17 protein-coding genes are annotated in these 23458 nt (G+C 54.4%); 11 read left to right on the top strand and 6 right to left on the bottom strand.

Annotation, left to right across the window (positions count from 1 at the left end):
• Position 1 precedes the first annotated feature (1 nt).
• Together hutH and hutI are read right to left on the bottom strand one after the other, a co-directional pair.
• On the bottom strand, positions 2-1543 hold the full coding sequence (hutH, locus tag TH19_RS21145) for a histidine ammonia-lyase (protein ID WP_114104350.1): 1542 nt from the start codon (positions 1541-1543) through the stop codon (positions 2-4).
• Positions 1544-1587: 44 nt separating this feature from the next.
• Positions 1588-2799, bottom strand: coding sequence for an imidazolonepropionase (hutI, locus tag TH19_RS21140; RefSeq protein WP_114104349.1), 1212 nt, complete (start codon positions 2797-2799; stop codon positions 1588-1590).
• 81 nt (positions 2800-2880) lie between these two features.
• Between hutI and TH19_RS21135 the strand changes: the two genes are divergently transcribed.
• Both TH19_RS21135 and TH19_RS21130 read left to right on the top strand, forming a co-directional pair.
• A complete protein-coding gene (locus TH19_RS21135) occupies positions 2881-4257 on the top strand; it encodes a formimidoylglutamate deiminase (RefSeq protein ID WP_114104348.1) in 1377 nt (458 codons plus the stop codon).
• The gene (locus tag TH19_RS21130; protein ID WP_114104347.1) at positions 4254-4955 is read left to right on the top strand and encodes a GntR family transcriptional regulator; all 702 of its coding nucleotides are present in this window, start codon (positions 4254-4256) and stop codon (positions 4953-4955) included. Before TH19_RS21135 ends, TH19_RS21130 begins: the two co-directional genes overlap by 4 nt.
• A gap of 72 nt (positions 4956-5027) precedes the next feature.
• On the opposite strand, the gene TH19_RS21125 is transcribed toward TH19_RS21130, so the two are convergent.
• Positions 5028-6056 (bottom strand): LacI family DNA-binding transcriptional regulator, encoded by a 1029-nt coding sequence (locus TH19_RS21125; RefSeq protein ID WP_114104346.1) that lies wholly within the window; start codon positions 6054-6056, stop codon positions 5028-5030.
• A 184-nt stretch (positions 6057-6240) separates the two neighbouring features.
• On the opposite strand from TH19_RS21125, the gene TH19_RS21120 reads away from it, so the two are divergent.
• The 7 genes from TH19_RS21120 to TH19_RS21090 all read left to right on the top strand — a co-directional run bounded on the left by TH19_RS21120 (position 6241) and on the right by TH19_RS21090 (position 13853).
• Positions 6241-7266 (top strand): ABC transporter permease, encoded by a 1026-nt coding sequence (locus TH19_RS21120; RefSeq protein ID WP_114104345.1) that lies wholly within the window; start codon positions 6241-6243, stop codon positions 7264-7266.
• Between the two features lie 58 nt (positions 7267-7324).
• The gene (locus TH19_RS21115; protein WP_114104344.1) at positions 7325-8335 is read left to right on the top strand and encodes a substrate-binding domain-containing protein; all 1011 of its coding nucleotides are present in this window, start codon (positions 7325-7327) and stop codon (positions 8333-8335) included.
• A 91-nt stretch (positions 8336-8426) separates the two neighbouring features.
• Positions 8427-9974 carry a sugar ABC transporter ATP-binding protein gene (locus tag TH19_RS21110; RefSeq protein WP_114104343.1) on the top strand — a complete coding sequence of 516 codons (1548 nt, stop codon included), beginning with the start codon at positions 8427-8429 and terminating at the stop codon, positions 9972-9974.
• Positions 9971-11017 (top strand): ABC transporter permease, encoded by a 1047-nt coding sequence (locus TH19_RS21105; protein ID WP_114104342.1) that lies wholly within the window; start codon positions 9971-9973, stop codon positions 11015-11017. Before TH19_RS21110 ends, TH19_RS21105 begins: the two co-directional genes overlap by 4 nt.
• A gap of 11 nt (positions 11018-11028) precedes the next feature.
• Entirely contained in the window at positions 11029-12030 is a 1002-nt protein-coding gene (locus TH19_RS21100) for a dihydroxyacetone kinase subunit DhaK (RefSeq protein WP_114104341.1), read from the top strand.
• Positions 12031-12042: 12 nt separating this feature from the next.
• Complete coding sequence (locus TH19_RS21095; protein WP_114104340.1) at positions 12043-12678, top strand: dihydroxyacetone kinase subunit L; 636 nt, start codon at positions 12043-12045, stop codon at positions 12676-12678.
• Between the two features lie 110 nt (positions 12679-12788).
• The gene (locus TH19_RS21090) at positions 12789-13853 is read left to right on the top strand and encodes an aldo/keto reductase (RefSeq protein WP_114104339.1); all 1065 of its coding nucleotides are present in this window, start codon (positions 12789-12791) and stop codon (positions 13851-13853) included.
• 216 nt (positions 13854-14069) lie between these two features.
• On the opposite strand, the gene TH19_RS21085 is transcribed toward TH19_RS21090, so the two are convergent.
• From TH19_RS21085 to TH19_RS21075, 3 genes are read right to left on the bottom strand one after another with little or no spacing between them, the layout of a single operon-like run.
• Positions 14070-14783: a phage tail protein gene (locus tag TH19_RS21085; RefSeq protein ID WP_147250808.1), complete on the bottom strand. Its 714-nt coding sequence runs from the start codon at positions 14781-14783 to the stop codon at positions 14070-14072.
• Between the two features lie 59 nt (positions 14784-14842).
• Complete coding sequence (locus tag TH19_RS21080; protein WP_114104337.1) at positions 14843-15523, bottom strand: phage tail protein; 681 nt, start codon at positions 15521-15523, stop codon at positions 14843-14845.
• A gap of 54 nt (positions 15524-15577) precedes the next feature.
• Entirely contained in the window at positions 15578-16258 is a 681-nt protein-coding gene (locus tag TH19_RS21075) for a phage tail protein (protein ID WP_181846507.1), read from the bottom strand.
• A gap of 265 nt (positions 16259-16523) precedes the next feature.
• On the opposite strand from TH19_RS21075, the gene TH19_RS21070 reads away from it, so the two are divergent.
• Positions 16524-17408, top strand: coding sequence for a sulfotransferase family protein (locus TH19_RS21070; protein ID WP_114104335.1), 885 nt, complete (start codon positions 16524-16526; stop codon positions 17406-17408).
• 172 nt (positions 17409-17580) lie between these two features.
• Positions 17581-23458: DUF4347 domain-containing protein (locus TH19_RS21065; RefSeq protein WP_147250807.1), on the top strand; the 5878-nt coding region annotated here is incomplete at its 3' end.

The following is a 23458-nucleotide window of genomic DNA, read 5'->3' as shown; positions in this document are numbered from 1 at the left end:
GTTATGCACCTTCCCCGACGACGAAACCGGAAAGCTTGGCGGCAGCAACCAGTGCGCCTTCGGTCACAAGTTCACCGGCCTTGGCAAGATCAGGCGCCATATAGCGGTCTTCCCTGACGGTCGGGATATCCTTGCGCACGGTTTTCAGAATGTTCTGAAGTCCGGCACTCGTTTTAAGGGGGGCTCTGAATTCAACGCCCTGTGCTGCACAGATCAGTTCAACACCAAGGATATAGGACAGATTGGCATTCATCCGTGCCAAACGGCGTGCGCCGTGGGCGGCCATCGATACATGGTCTTCCTGATTGGCACTGGTCGGCGTGCTGTCAGTTGAACACGGATTGGCAAGATGCTTGTTTTCACTCATCAGGGCGGCCGTTGTGACCTCGGCAATCATCAGACCGGAATTCAGGCCCGGCTCCGGGGTCAGGAACGGTGGCAGATCGTGTGACAGGGTCGGATCAACCATCAATGCCACACGGCGCTGGGCAATTGCGCCGATCTCGGCAACGGCAAGGGCGATCTGATCGGCGGCAAAGGCCACGGGTTCGGCGTGGAAGTTGCCACCTGAAACAATGCGCCCGTCTTCTTTCAGAACCAGCGGGTTATCGGTAACCGCATTGGCCTCGATCTCAAGCGTCTGACCGGCAAAGCGCAGCAAATCCATGGCTGCCCCGGTGACTTGCGGCTGACAACGGATGCAATAGGGGTCCTGAACACGGGTGTCGCCTTCGCGGTGGCTTTCGCGGATTTCCGAACCCTCCATCAGATCGCGCATCGCGCGCGCCACATTGATCTGGCCGGGATGGCCGCGAAGGGTATGGATTTCGTCGACCAGCGGTGCGGTTGATCCCATGATCGCATCGGTCGAAAGCGATGCGGTCACAATCGAACTTGCTGCATTGCGCCAAGCTGAAAACAGCCCGACCAGCGCACAGGCGGTTGAAAACTGCGTCCCGTTAATCAGGGCAAGGCCTTCTTTCGCGCCCAGAACAACCGGGGTCAAACCGGCCTTGGCAAGGGCGTCACCACCAGACAGAGTTTCGTTGTTATAAACGGCTTCGCCCGCACCGATCATGACAGCCGCCATATGGGCCAGCGGTGCCAGATCGCCCGATGCGCCGACCGATCCTTGTGACGGGACAACCGGGGTTACGCACTTGGCCAGCATCCCCTCGATCAGTTCAATCAGCTCCCAGCGCACACCCGATGCGCCACGACCAAGTGATAGCAGTTTAAGTGCCATCATCAATCGCGTGGTTGCGATATCAAGCGGTTCACCCACGCCACAGCAATGGCTAAGGATCAGGTTGCGCTGAAGGGTTTCGGTATCTTCAGGGGCAATTTTGACCGATGCCAGTTTCCCGAACCCGGTATTCACACCGTAAACCGCAACGTCACCTTCGGCTGCCGCACGCACCATCGCACTGGCGGCCTCAACACCGGCCTTGGCCGACGGATCAAGTTTGACGGCAATCTGGTTGCGCCAGATATTTTCAAGATCGGCAAGCGTTGCAGCGGCGGGTGTCAGGGTTACGGTCATTTTGCATCCTTGTGGAATACAGGTTGTGGGGCGTTTCGTATGTCTTAGTCGGCTTTGCTGGCGACGGTTTCGCCACCGAAAATACGTTCAAACAGCGGGTTAAACCCGATGCGATAGGAAAGTTCGGCCGGGTGTTCGATATCCCAGATTGCCAGATCGGCACGAAGTCCCGCTTTGATCTGGCCGGTATCGGAAAGGCCAAGCGCGGTTGCGGCATGTTTGGTTGCACCACAAAGTGCCTCTTCCGGGGTCAGGCGGAACAGGGTGCAGGTCATATTCATGGTCATCAGGATTGACATCAAAGGCGAAGTGCCCGGATTGCAATCGGTGGCAACCGCCATCGGCACGCCATGCTTGCGGAAGGCTGCAATCGGCGGCAACTGGGTTTCATGCAGGGTGTAAAACGCACCAGGCAAAAGGACAGCAACCGATCCCGATTTTGTCATCGCCCTGGCGTCGTCTTCGTTGGCATATTCAACATGGTCAACGGAAATCGCGCCATATTCAGCGGCCAGTTTGGTGCCGCCGATGTTGGAAAGCTGTTCGGCATGGAGCTTGACCGGAATGCCAAGCTCACGCGCGACGTCAAACACGCGTTTGATCTGATCGGTGTCAAAGGCGATGCCTTCGCAGAACCCGTCAACCGCATCGACCAGCCCTTCTTCGTGGGCGGCATGCAGGGCGGGGATGCAGACCTCGTCGATATAACGATCCGGTTCACCCTTGAATTCAGCCGGGGTCGCATGGGCACCAAGGAAGGTGGTCTTGACCCGGACCGGGCGCAGTGTCGCGATTTTGCGGGCCGCACGCAGCATGTTGAGTTCGGTGTCGCGATCAAGGCCATAGCCTGATTTGACTTCGATAACCGACACACCCTCGGCCAAAAGTGCATCAACGCGTGGCAGGGCGGTTTTTACAAGCTGATCGACATCGGCTTTGCGGGTGGCGGTGACCGTGGAAACAATGCCGCCGCCAGCACGCGCGATTTCTTCGTAGCTGGCACCTTCAAGGCGCATTTCAAATTCAACCGCACGATTGCCGCCATAAACCACATGGGTGTGGCAATCAATCAGCGCCGGGGTAATCAGGCGGCCTTCAAGGTCGCGGGATGCTTGCTCAAGATATTTGACCGGGATTGCATCATCGCTTCCGACCCAGTCAATCAAACCGTCCTTTATGGCAATCGCACCGGCCTCAATCAGGCCATAGCGATTTTCATCCGTGATTGTGACGATTTTTGCATTTCTGAGAAGCATGCGAATGATCACCCCTTGATAAGTCCGTTATTAAAGATAATATGTCTGCACATAATATTTCTGTCAAGACGGGTATGGATTATGACGGTTATTTGGGCAAATCAGGCACTTACCAGTAATGGCTGGGCGCAGGACGTCGCGGTAGAGGTCGATCAATCGGGCAAAATCGGCACTATTAAAGCCGATTCACCCGAGCTGGCATCGACCGCAGATCATCGCGTCGGGGTTTTGTTGCCAGCAGTTGCCAACCTTCATAGTCATGCTTTTCAGCGCTCGATGGCGGGTTTGACCGAAAAGCGCGGACCGGATCCACGCGATACGTTCTGGACATGGCGGCAATTGATGTTCCGCTTTCTCGATCAGCTAACGCCCGATCATGTCGAAGCCATTGCTGCCTTTGTGCAGATGGAGATGTTGGAGGCCGGTTACGCCAATAATACCGAGTTCCATTATCTGCATCACCGTCCGGGCGGACATTTGTATGACAATATCGGCGAGATGGCTGAACGCATTGCGGCGGCTGCAAATATTACTGGTATCGGTCTGACTCTTTTGCCGGTTCATTATCAATTCGGGGGCTGTGACAAGCGCCCACTAGGCGCCGGACAGATCCGGTTTGGCAACGATCCCGAACAGTTCGCCAAATTGTATGAGGAATCGGTTCGTGCGGTTAAAGGTCTGCCCGCTGATACCCGCATTGGCGTTGCCCCGCATTCGCTGCGCGCAGTTGGCCGTGAAGACCTGATTGCGACCACAAAGCTTTCCAAGGATGGCCCGATCCATATGCATCTGGCCGAACAGGTTGCCGAGGTCGAGGAAGTCGAAGCATCCTGGGGCAAGCGCCCGGTCGAATGGCTTCTGGATAATGCGGATGTGAATGAAAACTGGTGCCTGATCCACTGCACCCAGATGCAGGAACATGAAACCCTTGGTCTGGCAAGGACCGGTGCGGTGGCGGGCCTGTGCCCCATTACCGAAAGCAGCCTTGGCGACGGTATTTTTGATGGTGTGCGGTATCTTGGTGCGGACGGGGTGATTGGTGTCGGATCGGATTCCAATATCCGCATTTCGCTTTCCGAAGAATTGCGCACCCTTGATTACAGTCAGCGCCTGCGTGACAAATCCCGTGCGGCCTTGGCAACACCGGAAAAGTCCACCGGACGGCGTTTGTATGATGCCGTGGCAAAGGGCGGGGCACGCGCCGCAGCTCGTGATTCGGGGCGGATCGAAACTGGCGCACTTGCCGATCTGATGGCGCTTGATGGCTCGGCTGTTGACCTGATCGGCCGGAAAGGCGATACGATCCTCGATACATATATCTTTGCCGGAGATGATCGTATGGTGCGTGATGTCTGGTCGGCCGGTCGCCATGTTGTGACCGATGGCCGCCATGTCGCGCATGACGATATCACCAGCCGGTATCGCAAGGTGATGGAACAACTCAAGGAAGTGGTGTGAGCGCCTCGGAACAGACAAACTGGCAATCGGTCCATGATGAGGTCCTGCGCCGCATCCATACACGCGAATGGAAGCCCGGCGATCAGATCCCCAAGGAAGTCGAACTTGCCGAACAGCTTGGTTGCGCGCGCGCCACGGTGAACCGTGCGCTGCGCGAACTGGCCGCCGAGGGTTTCCTTGATCGCAGGCGCAAGGCCGGTACGCGGGTTTCAACCCATCCGGTCCGCCGCGCCAAACTTGATATTCCGGTCATCCGCCTTGAAATCGAAGGCCGAGGGCAGAAATACGGCTATGGCCTGCTTCTGAGTGAACGGCGCACACCGACCCCGGAGGTCTGTGCCAATCTTGGTGTCAGCGCCAAAAGCGATATGCTCCATATCACGTCACTGCATCTGGCCGATCGCAAACCCTATATGTTCGAAGAACGCTGGGTGTCGATTGATACGGTGCCGGAAATCGTTGATGCCGACCTGTCGGCGATCAGTGCCAATGAATGGCTGGTACTTCATGCACCCTACACCAAGGGCGATATTTCGTTCTCGGCTGTGCTGGCAACCGAAACCGAGGCCAAAATTCTGCGCACCCATGCGGGCGCGCCGCTTTTCCTGATGGAACGTATGACCTGGGAACATGATGCCGGCATTACGGCTGCACGTTTGTTGTTTGCGCCGGGTTACCGGATGCATTCGGCGATCTGATCGGCGAACTGTGGGGCGGTGCAGTGACGCAGGCACCCCGTCCGTAACCAGTTTTCTATAACAATCAGGATTTCAGGTTTTTGAACGCGTGCTTGCGCGCGTGATCAATTGCGCGCCAACCAGAACCTTTACTGCCGGTGGGGCGGTGTCGGCATTGATCAGTTCATCAAGCACGGTGACGGCCATGCTGCCAATCTTGCGCTTGGAAACATCAATGGTGGTCAGGGGCGGGTCAAGCGTGATGCTCATGGGCAGGTTATCAAAGCCAATTACCGACACATCATCGGGGACATTATAGCCCCGTTCCTTAAGGGCCTTGGTAAAGCCATAGGCCATGATGTCATTTGCGCAGAAATAGGCCTCGGCAATGTCGCTGCCCAATGCGGAAATGCTTTCTTCATAGGCCGATGACAAGGTCGATCCAATCGACAGGACATGGGCCGGATCAACCGTCAGGCCCAGTGTCGCCATGTTGCTGAGATATGCGCTTTTGCGCAGGGCAAAGTTCCGGGTCTGGGTGTCACTGCCGACATAACCAATTTTAGTAAAACCTAAACTTTTTAGGTGTTCGAGGACGGTGTAAACCGCATCCCCGTTGTTCATATCGACAAAGTTTGCATCGACCAAATCATAAAAAGTATCAATGAAAACAATTGGCAGATGCAGATCCTGGATCTTTTTGATGTCATCGCGGCCAAGCTCGGTGCCAAGAACGATGGCGGCTGTTGCATCCGAGGTCGCCAGCAAATCAATGATGTCGTTTGTTGTTACGTTTTCGTAGCTGAGTACCTGCAATTTGTAGCCACGACTCGTCGCTTCTTGCGACATGCCATCGATATAGTCGGAAATGAAGTGGCTGTGGTCTCGGTTAACCGTATGACCATGCTTGGCAATTTTGAGAAACTTGATGGTTTTCTGCGTGGTTGCGTGCTTTTTCGGGGTGCGCGGCGTGTAGTTGAGTGATGAAACCACTTCCAGAACCCGCGAACGGGTGGTGCCGGAAATTTCACCTTTGCCATTGAGAACCAGCGATACAGTTGACGGGGATACGCCAGCCCGCTCGGCAATCTCTTTGATCGTTATTTTGTTCTTCTTTTTCATATGGTTGTCCCCGAAACCCCATCCCTGATTTTTTTTTGTTTAGGTTGTTTAATAAACATTCTGACCAGCTCAGCGCAACCTTACTATGACTTTTTAGTGAAATAGGCCGCTTGCCAACATAAAAATGACTTGCTAGTTTTAGTCAACAAAACAAAAAGTTTAGTAAACGCATAAGGGAGGAATTATGCGTACCAAAGACGGGCACTTAACTGTCCTCGTGGCACTTATCATTGTGCTGATGACTGCTGGCGCCATTGTATCTGGCGGGAATTATCTTTCGCTGTTTAACCTTCAGTCGATGGCTGGTCAGGTGCCGGAAATTGGTCTGTTGGCAATCGGTGTCATGCTGGCCATGTCTGTTGGCAATGGCGGCATCGAACTGTCGGGGATTGCGCTTGCCAATCTTTCGGGGGTTGCTGCCGCGACGCTGGTTTCAAGCCATCTGTCGGCATCGGCCGATCCGGGCATGTTTTCGCTGTTCTTCATTCTTGTGGCGTTGGCCGTCGGGGTGCTTGGTGGTTTGCTGAACGGGCTTTTGATTGCCTATCTGAAAATCACTGCGATCCTCTGTACCCTTGGCACCCAGATGTTCTTTATCGGTCTGGCGGTTGTTTTGTCCGATGGCCGTTCGGTTCGCGTTGGTGCGCCCGGCCCGCTTTATGAAATCGGCAACGGATACTTGCTTGAAATTCCGATCAGCTTCCTTCTGTTCATTGCTGTGGCTTGCGCCATTGGTTTCGTGCTGCGCTACACGCCGTTCGGATTGTGGCTGATGCTGAACGGGTCAAACCCGAAGGCGTCGGAATATGCCGGTTTCCCGCAAAACAAAGTGATCATCGCGACCTATACCGTAAGCGGCGTTCTGTCGTCGCTGGCCGGTATCATCATTGCGGCGCGCACGATCAATGTGAAGTGGGATTACGGCACGTCATACCTGCTGGTGGCGATCCTGATTGCAGTCATGGCCGGGGTTCGTCCTGAAGGTGGTTACGGACGCGTGGTTTGCGTTGTTCTGTCTGCGATTGCTCTGCAGATGATGTCGAGCATGTTGAACTTCATGGGACTTTCCAACTTCGTGCGTGATTTTGCCTGGGGCGCGCTGCTTCTGGGCTTCCTCGCCATTGGTCGGTTCCGCCTGACCGACTTTTTCAGTCCTCAGGCCCGTCCGGTTACGACTTCTGTGCAAAGCCCTCAGGCACGGAAACCATAATCAAAAATCGAGGGCACCGTCTGCCTAAACAAGATTTTCCAACTCGGGAGGAAAGCTAATGAAAATTTCGACTCTTCTGAAAGGTTCTGTATTTGCTGTTGCTGCCATGACTTTGGCAGGAATTGCAGCACCGGCTTCGGCGCAGGACGGCAAAACCGTCACCACGGTTGTTAAAATCAGCGGTATTCCGTGGTTCGACCGCATGGAAACCGGTGTTAACCTGTTTGCGGAACAGAACCCGGAAATGAATATTCGCCAGGTTGGCCCGGCAACGGCCGATTCCGCACAGCAGCTTCAGATCGTTCAGGATCTGGTCGCGACCGGTGTGGATGCGCTGGCAGTTGTTCCGATGGATCCGGATATCCTTGAAGGTATTCTGGGCCGTGCTATGGACCGTGGCACGATCATCGTCACCCACGAAGCCGATAACCAGGCAAACACCCACGCTGATATCGAAGCATTCGATAACAACGATTACGGTGCATCCCTGAACGAGCGTCTTGCACAGTGCATGGGCGGTGAAGGCAAATGGACCACCTTCGTTGGTTCGCTTGGCAGCCGTACCCACATGCAGTGGGTTGGTGCAGGTGAAGAAAATGCCAAGAAATATCCGGGCATGGAACTGGTTGATCCGAACAATGAATCGTTCGACGATGCCAACGGCACCTACGAAAAAGCCAAAGAAATCCTGCGCAAGCACCCGGACATCAAAGGTTTCCAGACTTCGGCTGGTAACGATGTTCTTGGTGTAGGTCGTGCGATTGAAGAAGCAGGTCTGGCTGGCAAGGTTTGCCTGGTTGGTACCGGTCTTCCGAACCCGTCTGCGGCGTATCTGGACTCTGGCGCAATCACCGCAATCGGCTTCTGGGATCCGCAGAAAGCCGGTATGGCGATGAATGCTGTCGCGAAATTCATGCTTGAAGGCAAAGAAATCACCGATGGCATGGATCTTGGCGTTGAAGGTTACGAAAAAGTCACCGTCAAGCCGGGTGCGGGTAAAGGTCTGTTGATTATCGGTAACGGCATGGTTCTGGCCGATAAAGACACCTACAAGGATTACCTTTTCTAAGATCACCTGATGCCTGTGGCCCGAAGCATGAACTGCTTCGGGCCCGTCAGGCTATGTCTGACAGAACGCGTCAGCAAGAAGGGAATAACTGGTGACCCAGCAAGATCAGCAAAATCGCTGCTTTCTTGAGCTGCGAAATATCCACAAGCGTTTCGGTGGTGTGCATGCCCTTCGGGGGGTTGATATGTCACTTGAGGCCGGCGAGGTGTATCACCTGCTTGGCGAGAACGGTTGTGGCAAAAGTACCGTAATCAAGATTATGGCCGGGGCGCATCCGCCCAGCGAAGGGCAGATCATTCTTGATGGCGAAGTCCATAAAGAACTGACGCCGATCCAGTCACTCGATTTCGGGATCGAGACGGTCTATCAGGACCTGTCACTGATCCCCAATCTGACCGTGATGGAAAACGTCGCGCTTGGAGAACAGCTTGTAGAAGGCCATGGCCGTCTTCTGCGCACGCTTGATCGCGCACGTCTGAAAGATACCGCGACCAAGGCCCTGTCACAGGTTGGTTTGACTGTGACGGCCGAATTGTTGTCAACGATTGTGTCCGAGCTTCCGCTTGCCATTCGTCAGCTTGTTGCGATTGCGCGCGCCATTGCGTGCGAAGCGCGTCTGGTGATCATGGACGAGCCGACCACATCGCTGACCCGTCGCGAAGTTGAAAACCTGATCGAAGTTGTGTCGCGCCTGCGTTCGCAAAATGTGGCAGTGCTGTTTGTTACCCACAAACTTGAAGAATGCTACCGGATCGGCGGGCACGCGATTGTCTTCCGAGATGGTTTGTGTGTCGCACAGGGACCGATCAACAATTACACCCGTGCCGATCTTGCCGAACTGATGACAGGACGACAGATCAGCGAAAAACGCTATCGCACCGCAGGCCCATCGACGGAAACCCTGATGGCGCTTGATGGTCTTGAAGTTCCCGGACGCTTTAATGATGTCAGCTTCAAGCTGCACAAGGGCGAAGTTCTGGGTATCACCGGCCTGTCCGATAGCGGCAGGAACGAATTGGCCCTGGCCATTGCAGGGATCAGCCCGGCCAGCAGCGGTTCGATTTCGGTGAATGGCAAACCGGTTCGCATTCATTCGGCACCGGAATCCATCAAAGCCGGGATCGGGTATGTTCCCGAAGATCGCCTGTCTGAAGGTCTGTTCCTGACCAAGTCGATCTATCAGAACGAAATTGCCCTGATCCTGACCAAGCTTGCCAACAAGTTCGGCATTCTTGACATGAAAAAGGGCAAGGAAATTGCCCGCAACATTTCCGAGAAGATGCGCCTGAATACCGGGGATATCGAATTACCGGTTTCGGCCCTTTCCGGGGGCAACCAGCAGCGTGTTCTGATTGGTCGCTGGCTAAGTATCGATCCTGAAATTCTTGTCCTGCACGGGCCGACCGTCGGTGTTGATGTCGGGTCCAAGGATGCGATTTACCAGACTATCCAGAAGATGGCCGAAGAAGGCATGGGGCTTGTGATTGTCAGTGATGATCTGCCCGAACTTCTTCAGAACTGTGATCGCATTCTGGTGATGAATGCAGGCGAAGTTGTTGCCGACCTGAACGGGGCGAGCGCCAACGAGGACGAGATTTACCAGGCAATGCTTGGTTCAGTACAGGAAGGTGCAGCATGAGTTCGGCTGGAACCTCGCATAGTGACAAGGCAATCCAGGCACAGCGTTCTGGCGGTTTGGGCGAATTGATCGCCAAAAGGCCGGAATTTGTGACCCTGTTCTTGCTGGTGGCGATTTGCCTTGGTGTCACCATTGCCAACCCGGCATTCCTTCAGGCATCGACCCTGATTGATATCGGACGTGCAAGTGTGGTGACGGGGCTGTTTGCCCTTGGTGTCTTTGTCGTTCTGGCAGCGGGCGGGATTGATGTTTCCTTTACCGCAATTGCCGCTTTGACGATGTATTCCATCACATTGCTGGTGCAGAATTTCGCCCCCGATCTTTCGATCATCGCGGTCTTTGCGATTGCGGTTGCGGGTGGCGTGTTTCTTGGCGTTGTGAATGGCTATCTTGTCTATTCCCTGCGCGTCCCGTCGCTGATTGTGACCATCGGCACCCAATACCTGTTCCGTGGCGGCTTGTTGGCCTTTATCGGCACGACCTGGATCATGGAACTTCCCGGCGAGATGGGGACATTTGGCCGTATTTCGTTGCTGGAAGTCGAAGCAGTGAACGGTGCCCTGATCAGTCTGCCGCTTTATTTCCTGATCCTGCCTGCTGTTGCTGTTCTGACCTGGTGGATCATGCGACGCACCCTGATGGGGCGTGCGATCTTTTCGCTTGGCGGTAATCCCGAGGTAACCGCACGTCTGGGTTACAACGTCAAAATCGTTCATCTGTTTGTCTTTGGATATGCCGGTGCCCTGGCTGGTCTGGCGGGGATTGTTCACATCACCGCAAACCGTCTTGCCAATCCGTTTGACCTTGTCGGAACCGAGATCGCGGTGATTGCCGCAGTGGTTCTTGGTGGTGCGCGCATCACCGGGGGAACGGGTTCGGTTATCGGGACCATGCTTGGTGTTCTTCTGGTTGTTGTTGTCGATAACGTTCTGGTGATGGTTGGCATTCCGAGTACCTGGCAACGGGTGTTCGTCGGCGCATTCATCCTGCTTGCCGCAGCCTTCTTTGTGACCCGCCAGCGCAAATTCAAACCTGCGAAATAAAAGAGAAAATCATGAAAAAGTTTCTGAATGATCCCAAGAATTTCGTCGATGAAATGCTTGAAGGTATCTATCTTGCCAACAGCGACGTCACCTATGTGAATGACGACAAGCGCTGCTATGTGAAATCGGCGCCGAAGCCGGGCAAGGTCGGTATTGCGACGGGCGGCGGTTCGGGTCACCTTCCGCTGTTCCTGGGCTATGTTGGTGAAGGTATGCTGGATGGCGCGGCTGTTGGTGGCGTGTTCCAGTCCCCGAGTGCCGATCAGATGCTTGAAGTCACCAAGTATATCGACCAGGGCGCGGGCGTTCTTTATATCTATGGCAACTATACCGGCGACATCATCAACTTTGATATGGCGACCGAACTTGCCGACATGGAAGACATCAAGGTTCTTTCGGTTGTTGGCAATGACGATGTTGCATCGTCCGTCGTTGGTGAAGAACACAAACGCCGCGGCGTTGCCGGTATCTTCTTCCTGTATAAAGCAGCCGGTGCGGCGTCCGAAGAAGGCATGTCGCTTGAAGATGTTGCCCGCGTTGCCGAAAAGGCAAAAGATCGCACGCGTACCATCGGTGTTGCACTGAGCAGCTGCGTGATCCCGGAAATCGGCAAGCCGTCCTTTGAAATCGGTGCTGATGAAATGGAAATCGGCATGGGTATCCATGGCGAAAACGGCATCAGCCGCAAAAAGCTGACCGCGGCCGATCCGCTTGTCGACGAGATGATGGACAAAATCTTTGCCGAACAGGATTACAAGGCCGATGACGGCGTTGCCATTCTGGTCAACGGTCTTGGCGGCACCCCGCTTGAAGAACTTTATATCCTGTTCCGTCGCGTGCATCAGTTGATGAGCGAACGCAAGGTCAACGTAAAGCATGTCTGGATCGGCGAGTTTGCAACATCGATGGAAATGGCCGGTGCGTCCATTTCTGTTCTGCATCTCGACGAGGAACTTGATCGTCTGATGGCGGCCAAGGCCGACACCCCGTTCTTCAAACATTTTGCCAAGTAAGCCGAGGCCGCAATGGACAAGATTACCAGTGGCGATATCGCCGCATTGTTCGAAGCCCTGCACGGAACGTTCCGTGACAAACGCGATGAACTGATCGCCCTTGATGCCAAGGTCGGTGACAGTGATCTCGGGATCACGATGAATGCGGCGTTTGAAGCTGCATCAAACACCGTCGCATCGCTTGCGGATAACCCGATGGGCAAACAGTTCATGATGGCCGGTGCTGCGATGGCAAAAGCAGCGCCGTCAACCATGGGCACCCTGACCGCGACCGGATTTATGCGTGGTGGCAAGGCCCTTGGGGACGCGACCGAAATCGGGACTGCCGAAATGGCGGCGTTCTGGCGGGCCTATGCCGACGGGATTGCCGAGCGCGGCAAGGCCAAGCTTGGCGACAAGACCGTTCTTGATGTTCTGGTGCCGATTGCCGACAGTCTTGAAGCATCGCTTGCAGCGGGTGTTTCGCTTGGGGATGCGACCGGCAAGGCGTCGCAGGACGCCAAGGCCGCCCTTGAAGCCACCAAGGATCTTGTTGCCCAGCACGGCAAGGCAGCCGCCTTTGCCGATAAAAGCAAGGGCCTTCAGGATGCCGGCAGCACAGTAGCAGCACTTTTGATCGAAACGGTTGCAGCATTCTGTAATCGCTGATCACGCGGCATATGGAGATGATCTGTTTTCTCCCTTCTTCCCTGGGATTGTCCCATATGCCGTGCCCGCCTTTCCCTGAACTCCGTTCTCGATAACCGCAGGAACAAGACATGGAATACAGAACCCTTGGCCGTTCAGGCCTTAAAGTCTCCGCCATTTCGATGGGTACTTTTACGTTTGGTGGTCAGGGCCCGTTTGCCATGGTCGGAAGCCAGGGTGTTTCGGATGCCAAACGTCTGGTGGATTGTTGCATTGATAACGGTGTGAATGTTTTTGACACCGCGAACATGTATTCCACCGGTCTGTCCGAACAGATTCTTGGCGAAGTTCTTGAAGGACGCCGGGACAATGTTCTGGTGACATCCAAGGCCAGAATGCGGATCGGGGATGGCCCGAATGACGAAGGTGTCAGTCGCTATCACCTTATTCGGGAATGTGAAAAGACGCTTCGCAACCTGCGCACCGACCATATCGACATTTACTATATGCACGAATGGGACGGTGTAACGCCGGTCGAAGAGAAAATGGCAGCCCTTGATACCCTCGTGACACAGGGCAAGGTGCGCTATGTCGGCTGTTCCAACTATTCGGGTTGGCACATCATGAAATCGTTGCAGGCATCTGAACGCGACCGTCGCGTCCGGTTTGTCACGCAACAAATCCATTACACCCTTGAGGCCCGCGAAGCAGAATATGAACTGCTTCCGATTTCGGTTGATCAAGGGTTGGGGGTTCTGGTCTGGAGCCCGTTGGCGGCTGGTTTGCTGAGCGGTAAACACACCCGTCATACGCCTGTCGCCAAGGGTTCAAGGCAGGATGCGGGCTGGACCGAACCACCCATCCGGGATCAGGGACGTTTGTGGGATATAGTTGACGTCCTTGTCTCGGTGGGTGAAAAACACGGCGTCGAGGCCGCCCAGGTCGCGCTTGCATGGTTGTTGACGCGACCGGCGGTCTCTTCGCTTGTGGTTGGCGGAAGTTCCGAACAGCAATTCACCAACAATTTCCGGGCCATTGACCTTAAGCTTGATGACGAAGACCTCAAACAGCTTGATCTCGTCAGTCAGCCGCCGCTGATCTATCCATACTGGCATCAGGGCCAGTTCGCCCGCGACCGATTCAGTGATGGTGACTGGGCTTTGCATGATCGGGCGGGGAAGAATGCACTGTCGTAACAGGCATCGGAGAGCCCGGTGGTCTGAAACCTGCGAGGTATTTTTTTGGGTCTTGCAGGATCAAAGCCGAATACTGATTGCAGGATGAAGTTTTTCTGGGTCTCGGCGATTGCCGGAAAGTGTCGCCGTTGCCGAAGCGATCGAAACGGGTCGTGGGGCCGAAGCTCGGAAAATAAAACTCCCGGACAAGCTCTGTCATCCGGGAGATCAGCATCCTTAGTTGGGTTTTACCGGGAAAACCCCCTGCACCATAATGCAGGCCAGCATCGGTTGTTGTGCCGGGTTCAAGGCGAAGTTCACCTTATCAAGTCCGGCATCTTCTGTCCTGCTGGTGGCCGGATTGCTGGTCAGGGTTACTGAATCCGGATGTAATGTCTTGTTGGATGAAGTTGCATATACGGGCGTCCGTGACGCCGGTATGCCACCTGTGCTTCTTTCCGCAAACATAGCACCGGCCGGGTTTTCGGTCGTTCCCAAAGCTTCTCTGGCGCGGAGGGTTCCGGTAACCTCTGCGGTTCCCAGTTGCCAGCTATGGCTGTGTGGTGGAAGATTGTCCGGAGTGACGGTCGCTGTTTCTGCGCCATGAATCTGGCCCAGGGCTACCGGATTGACATTCAGATCCTGGCTGGTGCCGGTGCCCGCGATGGTCCGGCCGCGCAGATCCGGCAAATTGAATTGAACTGGTGATCCGCCATATCTTGTGCCGATAAGGGCATACAGCGCGTCGTTTCCGTTGATCGGCAAGGCCCGCCCATCGGCGGGCAAATAATGTTCCGGGCAATAGCGTACAGCGGTCCAGCATACCGATCCGATATATCCGTCCGTTGTGCACTCTGACGCACTGGATGGTTGTATCGAGCCTAAGGTTGTCATTGTGGCAAATGCCGCAAAAAAGCCTGTCCGGCGCGCCTGTCTTGCAAAATTTTTCATTTCTGTTTCCTTTCCGAACAACCGGTCATGCCGATTGTCAATACACGGCAAAGACGGTCCTAGGGCCGTTGCGGATAATATCCCGTAATCGCAATACAGGCTGTCAGGCCAAGTCGCGGTGCCGTGACCGGGATCGGTGTGCCTGCGCCGGTGACAGTCGTATTGCCTGACAGGTATTCAAGGCTGCCGGAAACGATGCCGCTTTTCATATCGACAACGGCCCCGGCATTGCCATAGACGTCAAGTGCTGGCGGTGTCACCAGCGCCGGATAGCCGCCTGCCGGGCTGTTTGCATCGGGTGCGGTACTGTTTGCTTTTACCGATCCGGAAAGGACAAAGGTGGATGGTTTAATTTCATGAATATGCGGCATCAGGTTGGTGGCGTTCATGGTGCTGGTTGATGCGCCGCGTTTTTGACCACGCAAAACGGTACCTTTGTAATAGTTGCCTTCGGCAATCACCGACCGCCCCCGCAAATCCGGAAGCTGGAATTGCAGGGTAGTTGCATTGCCGCCATAAGTAATTCCGAGCAGGGAATACAAGGCTTGATGGCTTTGGGCCTGTAATACCTGCCCGTCGGCAGGCAGATAGTTTTGCGGGCAAAAATCCGTCGCCATCCAGCATATGTCGCCAATCGTGGGGTCGCTGCTGCAGGATGCTTTTGCGGTTTCCGGCATCGAAAATGCCACTATGGTGGCCATCATGGCCGCAATTGTGAAGCGTTTGTTCAAACGGAACATCTATTCCTCCCCGGGGCAGGATCATTGAAATGAGATTGCAAAACCGCAACCGGTTCAGTTCGGATTAACCGGGAAAGTCCCGGAATAATTCACGCATGCAAGCATCACAAGCTGTGGCCCAAGTACCGGTATTGGCTGGGCCTGACCTGATGCGGGTGTTGCACCGCTGTAAACATTTTGTCCTGCGATATTAGCCGAAACGCTGCCATCGGCCATTACGGCATTGGTGCTGTTTGCATACATTTGCGCAGTTGCTGCCTGTGGTGCTGCGGGTACATTCCCGCCCGGTGTTCTTTCTGTTCCTGGCTGGTCTTGCACCGCAACGCTGATACCGGAATCAACCGAAAGGGCAACGCCGTGATTGTGCGAAGGTGTTGCAACGAGGCTGGATTCGTCCCCATTTACAGGGTACCCGGCTGCTCTTGGTGTCAGTCCCGGTCCCGTGCCGGTGCCAACCGGCTCACGGCCCATCAGATTCGGCACTGCGAAAGTATTTTGCGACGGCGACCCGCCATAGGTGTTCCCGTAAAGGGCAAGAAGCGCCTGAAATTGCTGATACGGATAGCTTGTTCCGTCTGCCCGGACATATCCCTCTGGACAGAATTTGTTGGCCGTCCAGCAGATGCTTCCGATATAGCCGTTGTCGTTGCAGGCTTTGGCTTCGTCGGATTGTATCGTCATTGTTGTGAGGATCGCGAGCCCGGCCGCAAGGCAGGCTGCCATTTTCGTTTTCATGATATTCTCCCCAAATGTACCAAAATGCCAGTCTTGAACGGGCATTGCGAAATCTATGCACTCGTATAGGATGTCCGCTATTACAGGATCAGATTATGGGTTGCACATCAACTATTTATTGCAACTTAAATTTTACTGTAATTGGTGACGGGTATGACCGGTTTTTTGTGAAAAATGCTGTGCCGGTCATGAAAGGCCATGCTATTGGCAAGTCTATGACTTCAAACAGTCACTGATCCTCAGTGATCCTGCGGGGGAGGGCTTTATGGCTCCAGAAAAGTTTCATTTTATTTCCGGTCTTCCGCGATCCGGTTCCACCTTGCTGGCGGCCCTGCTGCGCCAGAACCCGCGCTTTCATGCGGCGATGTCGAGCGCGCTGGCCCCGCTAATCAATGCCAACCTCGATATCATGAGCTCTGGCCACGAGGTCTCACTTCTGATGGCGCCAGAGCAGAGACCCGAAATCCTGCGCAGTGTTGCAAGAACCTTTTGCCAGACCAGCACAGACCGCGAAATATTCTTTGATACCAACCGGTCATGGTGTGCGAAAATGCCGCTGATTTCCGATCTGTTCCCGGGGGCAAAAGTCATTGCCTGCGTGCGGGATGTTCCATGGATACTTGACAGTCTGGAACGATTGTTTCGTCGTAATCCTTATGAAAATACCCGTCTTTTTGGCAATGATGGCGAACGTGCCACGGTCTATTCACGTATGGAAAGCCTTGCCCGCCATAACCGGTTGGTTGGTTATCCGTGGACAGCGCTGAAAGAGGCGTTCTATGGCGAACAGGCCAAGGATCTTCTGGTGGTCGATTATGAAATTCTGGCGAAATCGCCGGAAAAAACCCTGCGCCTGATATATAAATTCATCGACGAACCTTGGTATGATGGCCACGATTTCGATAATGTCGAGTATGACGCGCCGAAGTTTGACGAGGCCCTGGGAGTCGATGGCTTGCATCGCGTTCGCCCCAAGGTTGCCTTTCAAGCCCGGAAAACCATCCTGCCCCCGGACCTTTTTCACAAGTTCGAGAATATGGATTTCTGGAAAGATACCAGCGGCAGCGCCGCAAGCGTGATCGTCCCGACACAAAACGGGCTTAATCCGGCAGACCTGGCAAAGAAATTGTCCAATTCTGGCAATTTCTGACATCCACCAATTAAAACTTTATGTGGTCAGCGACTATCGCTAGGTATGTCAACTAAAGTGGCGCAACTATGACTTGCAGCTGGCTTGGTGCTGAAACTGTATTTTAGTATAAGTGTTGCGGGGCTGATGACCGCTCGAATTTGGATATGACTGCGTATCAAGGGGCACTGCCATGACTGTCACCACAGGGCGGGCGAAACAAAATCCGTTAACCGCGACTTTTTCCTCCGTTGTGCCAATCGCACTGGAGCCCCGGTTCATGTTCGATGCGGCCGGTGCTGCCACGGCGGCGGATGCGGCCACTGATGCGCAAGCCGAAGCCGAGGCAGAGCAGGCCCATAGCAGCGACAGTGGTAACGAAGCGGATAATCACGAAGTTGCCGATATTCCTGCTGGAACCGGGGCCGATTCCGGTACGCGCCGGGAAATCATGGTGGTTGATACTTCTGTCGCAGGCTGGCAGGACCTGATCAGCGATCTGGCACCGGGCACGGAAACCATCCTTCTTGACGGCACAAAAGGCGGCATCGCGCAGCTTGCACAGATGCTTGCGGGGAAAACCGGCATTGATGCCCTGCATATCCTGTCGCATGGCGATACAGGGATGATCAAGCTTGGTACCGACACGCTGACGACAGATACCCTTGCCAGATATGCCGATGCGCTGTCGGTCATATCCGCGTCGCTTGGCGAACAGGGTGATATCCTGCTTTATGGCTGCCTTGTTGGCGAAGGTGGCGAGGGGCAGGCTTTTGTTGATGCGCTTGCCAACCTCACAGGGGCGGATATTGCGGCATCCGATGATCTGACCGGTGCCGAAAACCTTGGCGGCGACTGGGACCTTGAAATCACCACCGGCGATATCGACGCCACCACGCCCCTGTCATCGGTTGCGATGAACAATTTTGTCGGGGTGCTGGCGAATGTCACGTTTGATTTTGAAGGTGGTTCGGTTGTAGGCGACAAGGTACATCAAACATCTGGTGCATATACCATTGTCGTCGATGGTAAGGATACGAATATAAATCTAGGTTATTACAGTTATACATCCACGCCGGTTGATGGTAGCTACCAACCATCGGCTTGGGAAACCGAGATAACAATCAGCCTTTCTGACAATCAGACATTTAATATTGCGTCGCTTGATATCTTTAATATGAGAGATGATCAGCCGCAGTCCTTTACATTTACCTCTAATGAGGGCGATATTTTAACATTAGATGTGACTAGTGACCTGTCGTTTTCAACAATTAATTTTACCGACTTTACAGGCATAAGCACGCTTACGATCACTTCGTCTCAGCACAGTGGGCAGTTTGCTATAAATTTGGACAATATTGTCTTTAACAATATTGCTACAGCGCCTTCAAATGATGCACCGACCCTGACCGGTACACCGGGTGATGCGACAACCAACGAGGATACGGCGACTACGATTGATCTTTCGGCCTATACTGTCGCGGATGCAGATGGTGACGAGATCGAACTAACCCTTCATGTGGATAGCGGGACGATTGCCAGCACGGACGATAACGGTACGTCCGAAAATATAGTGGTAGCCGGTTCAGGTACGGGCAGCATGACCCTGACGGGGACGGCGGGGGACCTGAATACCTATCTGACTGATAGATCAAAGATCGTTTATACACCGGCAGCCAATGCGACGGGATCGGCCACACTGACCGTTACGCCATCTGATGGTAAGGCGAATGGAACGGGAACGGCCGATACGGTCACGATCAACATCACGGCGGTCAATGATGCACCGACTGTAACCGCGAGTGGTGGCACGACGGACTATACAGAAGGCGTTGCTATTGCCGTGGATGGTGGTTTGACGCTTTCAGATGTCGATAGCGCGACACTCGCGTCGGCGACGGTTTCGATTACAACCGGGTTTGACACCGGTTCTGATGTTCTGGCCTTTACCAATGACGGCTCGACAATGGGGAACATTGCGGCCAGTTATAATGCATCAACCGGCGTTCTGACGCTGACATCCGCCGGGGCGACGGCAACTGTTGCACAATGGCAGGCCGCATTGCGAGCGATTACTTATGACAGCACCAACGATGCCGTGACCGGGGAACGGACGGTTTCGTTCGTTGTCAATGATGGCTCCGCAGATAGTACTGCACCGACAAAGACGGTTTCGATTGCCCATTACGTAAATGATGCGCCGACGATTACCAATGGCGGAACATCCTTATTGACGACGACCAACGAGGATACGACCAGTGCGGCAAAATCGGTATCCGATATCCTGACGGATGTGTCCTATAGCGATCCTGAAAGTGGTGCGTCGACCGGGATTGCCATTACAGGGGTAACAGGAAACGGCAGATGGGAATATTCGACGGATGATGGTACGAGTTGGCATGATGTCGGGTCGGTAAGCGCAGGTGAAGCATTGCTGCTTGAGCCAGACGAGCAGCTTCGCTACGTGCCTGATAGCAGAAATGGTGAAACTGCGACACTTTCCTTCCGGGCATGGGATCAGGCGACCGGTTCTGCAACAAATGGTGCAAGCAGGGGCACCGCAGATACCACCACCAATGGCGGGAGTACCGCGTTCTCGTCTCAAACTGCATCTGTCAGTATCACCGTATCGGATGTCAATGATGTGCCGACCGTCCCCAATGGCGGGACGACAGTTGTGACGGTTACAGAAGATACGGCAAGTAATTTTGATCTATCCGCTGTTACCCTTGCTGATGTTGATGGTGACAATCTTACTGTCACCATCGTCGTATCTGCCGGGACATTCTTATCACCAGCAAGTGGTGTAGGTGTTGGCAGCGGCGTCACAGCAACATTGGAAAACAGCACAACCATCAAACTTGTCGGCAGTGCGGCGGATATCAACGCCTATCTCGATACCGCCAGCAATATTCAGTATACGGGTGCATCACATGCCTCGGGGACGGCGGCGGCGACCTATACCGTTCATGTTGATGACGGCACTGTTAATCCGAAGCTTGTTGATAGCACAATCAATATTACGGCAGTCAATGATGCCCCAACGATTACGGGGCTCGACGGGAACAGTGCGACCTTTACAGAAGATGGCTCTGCCGTTCTGCTTGATGTTGGTTCGGACGCAGTCGTTGCCGATGTTGATAATGCAAATTTCAACGGGGGTAGTTTGACAGTTGCGATCGCATCCGGTGGCGATGTGACTGAAGATCTGCTTGGTATCTCGACGTCCGGGGTCGTCACGTTGGACGACGTGACTGCTGGTGCAAACGTTCGGGTCAACGGTAATGTTATCGGAACGTTGGATAACGCGATTTCTGCGGGCAATAACCTAGTTATTAGTTTCACGACCGACGATGCCACCCTTGCCAATGTTCAGGCACTTGTCCGTGCTTTGACTTATAGCAACACCGATACAGGGAATCCGACCAATACGGACCGTACGGTGCGCATAACCCTGAATGATGGCGAGACCAATTCGGCCAACTATGATGTGACGGTTGGCATCACGCGGGTCAATGACAACCCGACAGGGTCAGGTGCCCCAACGGATGTGACCGTGACTGAGGATACCGCAAGTAACCTTGATCTTTCGGCGATCACATTGACCGACGTCGATGGTGAAACCATAACCCTCACCCTTGCCGCGGGGGCAGGAACCATGACCGCAACATCTGGTAACAACGTTACCATTGGCGGTTCGGGTACGGGCACCCTTACGTTGCAAGGCACAGCTGCAGATATCAACAGTTTCCTGGATACGGCATCGAATATTCAATTTACCGGGGCTGAAAACGTCAATGGCAATGATGTAACGACGATCATTGCAACGGTAAATGATGGTCATGGTGGTGGCAATATTGCTGTAGGTACCATCAATGTTGATATTACCGCGATCAATGACGCGCCGGTTGTTGGCGGGGTGAACGGAGATAGCAGTGCGATCACCGCGGGCAATGGTGCGCAGAATGTGTCGCTGTTTGATGATGTAACCATCACCAATGTTGATTCCACGGATTATAACGGTGGCAAGATCACCATCGTTCAGAACAGTGGCACTACGAACGGTTCCTGGGGGCTTGAGAATACCACTGTCGCCTATTCGGGGGGCGATGATATCATTGCCGGTGGCGAGGCGATCACCATCAATGGTGTGACCATCGGGACGGTCAGCAATACCAACACCGGTCAGGGTGGCAACAGTCTTGAGATTACCCTGAATGCCAATGCGACCAGCGCGAATATCCAGACGTTGTTGAGTAACCTGACTTTTGACGCGGCATCGGGACTGGGTGCGCGAACATTTACCCTTACAGTCAATGATGGTGACGGGACCGCCAATGGTGGTGTCGAGGCCGGAACGGCCGACTTCACAGTGAATGTTCAGCCCAACCCGCCGGTCATCAGCAACCTGTCCGGAGACACGGTTTCCGCCAATAACGGCCAGACCGTGAGTTTTGACCTGGGTGGGAATGTGACGGTGACCGACAGTGATTCTGCCAACTTTAATGGCGGTGCCCTGACGATTACCCGTACCGGCAGCCTGTCGGGGAATTTCTCTCTGTCAGGGACGGGATCGACTGGTGTATCCGCAGGTACCTCGACGGGGGCCGCCGATGGCACGATTGCCGCCGGAGAGACCATTTATGTTGATGGCGTGGCTATCGCGACGGTAAGCGGTACGGATACCGGACAGGGAACCAACAATCTTGTTCTGACTTTTGGAAGCGAGGCAACGCCCGCAAAGGTTCAGACGTTGTTACGTGCCCTGCAATATAGTAGCACGTCCGGTGGCGCCCACACATTCAGCCTGACGATTTCTGATGCGTCTGCCAATGCGGGCACCTCGACGGCGGCAACCACGACGATTAATGTCGCCCACGCGCCGGTCAACACAGTGCCTGGAGCACAGAGCGGCACTGATGGCACCAGCAAGGCGCTCACCGGGATTTCGGTTGCCGATACGGACAGCTCCAATGTGACGACGACGGTTTCGGTCGGTTCGGGGCTTGGCACCTTTAGCACCACGGCATCGGGCTCGGCATCGATCACCGGTGGCGGCAGCAATTCGATACAGATTTCAGGTACGCTTGCCGATGTCAATGCAACGCTTGCCAATCTGCAATACACACCGGCAATCAATGCCAGCGGCAGCCATACGATCACGGTTTTGTCGTCAGACGGAACCAATACGGATTCCGATACCATCACCGTTGCAGTCAATGACCGACCTGATATCGGCAACCTGAACGGGGATGCAGTCACCTTTACCGAGAATAGTGGGGCTGTTGTGCTTGATAGCGGCAGCGACGCCACGATCACCGACAACAACAATCCGGCCGACCTGAATGGCGGCAGCGTCGTCGTTTCCATGACCGGCGGGGTTGGCAGTAACGATATTCTGGCCGCTGTTGGTAGCGTCACTTTCTCCGATAGTATTGCGGGCTCGAATGTCATGGTTAGTGGCGTGACAATCGGTACGCTTGCCAATGCGCTAAGTGCGGGGAATGAGCTCCGTGTCAACTTCAACGAGGAAGCGACCGTTGCCCGGGTGACGACGCTATTGCGCTCGCTTTCTTATAATAACCTGTCCGATGCCCCGACAGCGGGAACCAAAACCATCACGATTACCCTGACGGATAATGATGGTGGGACCAGTACACAAAGCAGTGTGACCCTTACCAAGGTTGCAGTGAACGATGCGCCGACAGCGACGGGGGTACCGGCCTCTGTGACGGTGACGGAAGATACCGCAAGCAATGTCGATCTTTCGGCGATCACGATCACGGATAAGGACTCCGGTTCTGGCAGCATTACCGTGACGATTACCGCAAGTGCGGGAACACTGACTGCAACAAACTCTGGTGGTGTGACGGTTGGCGGTTCGGCGAGTGCTTTGACCCTGACAGGCACAGTTGCCAATATTGATGCCTATCTCAATACCGCTTCGAACATCAAATATACCAGTGCGACGAATGCTTCGGGCGACAATGTGGCGACCCTGACCATCAAGGCTAATGATGGTGGGAATACCGGTACAGGCGGTGGCAGTGACGTGACGCTTGGCACTGTTG

The organism is Thalassospira profundimaris (assembly GCF_003326675.1).
Taxonomy (GTDB): Bacteria; Pseudomonadota; Alphaproteobacteria; order Rhodospirillales; family Thalassospiraceae; genus Thalassospira; species Thalassospira aquimaris.
This window is presented reverse-complemented; position numbering and strand designations above follow the sequence as displayed.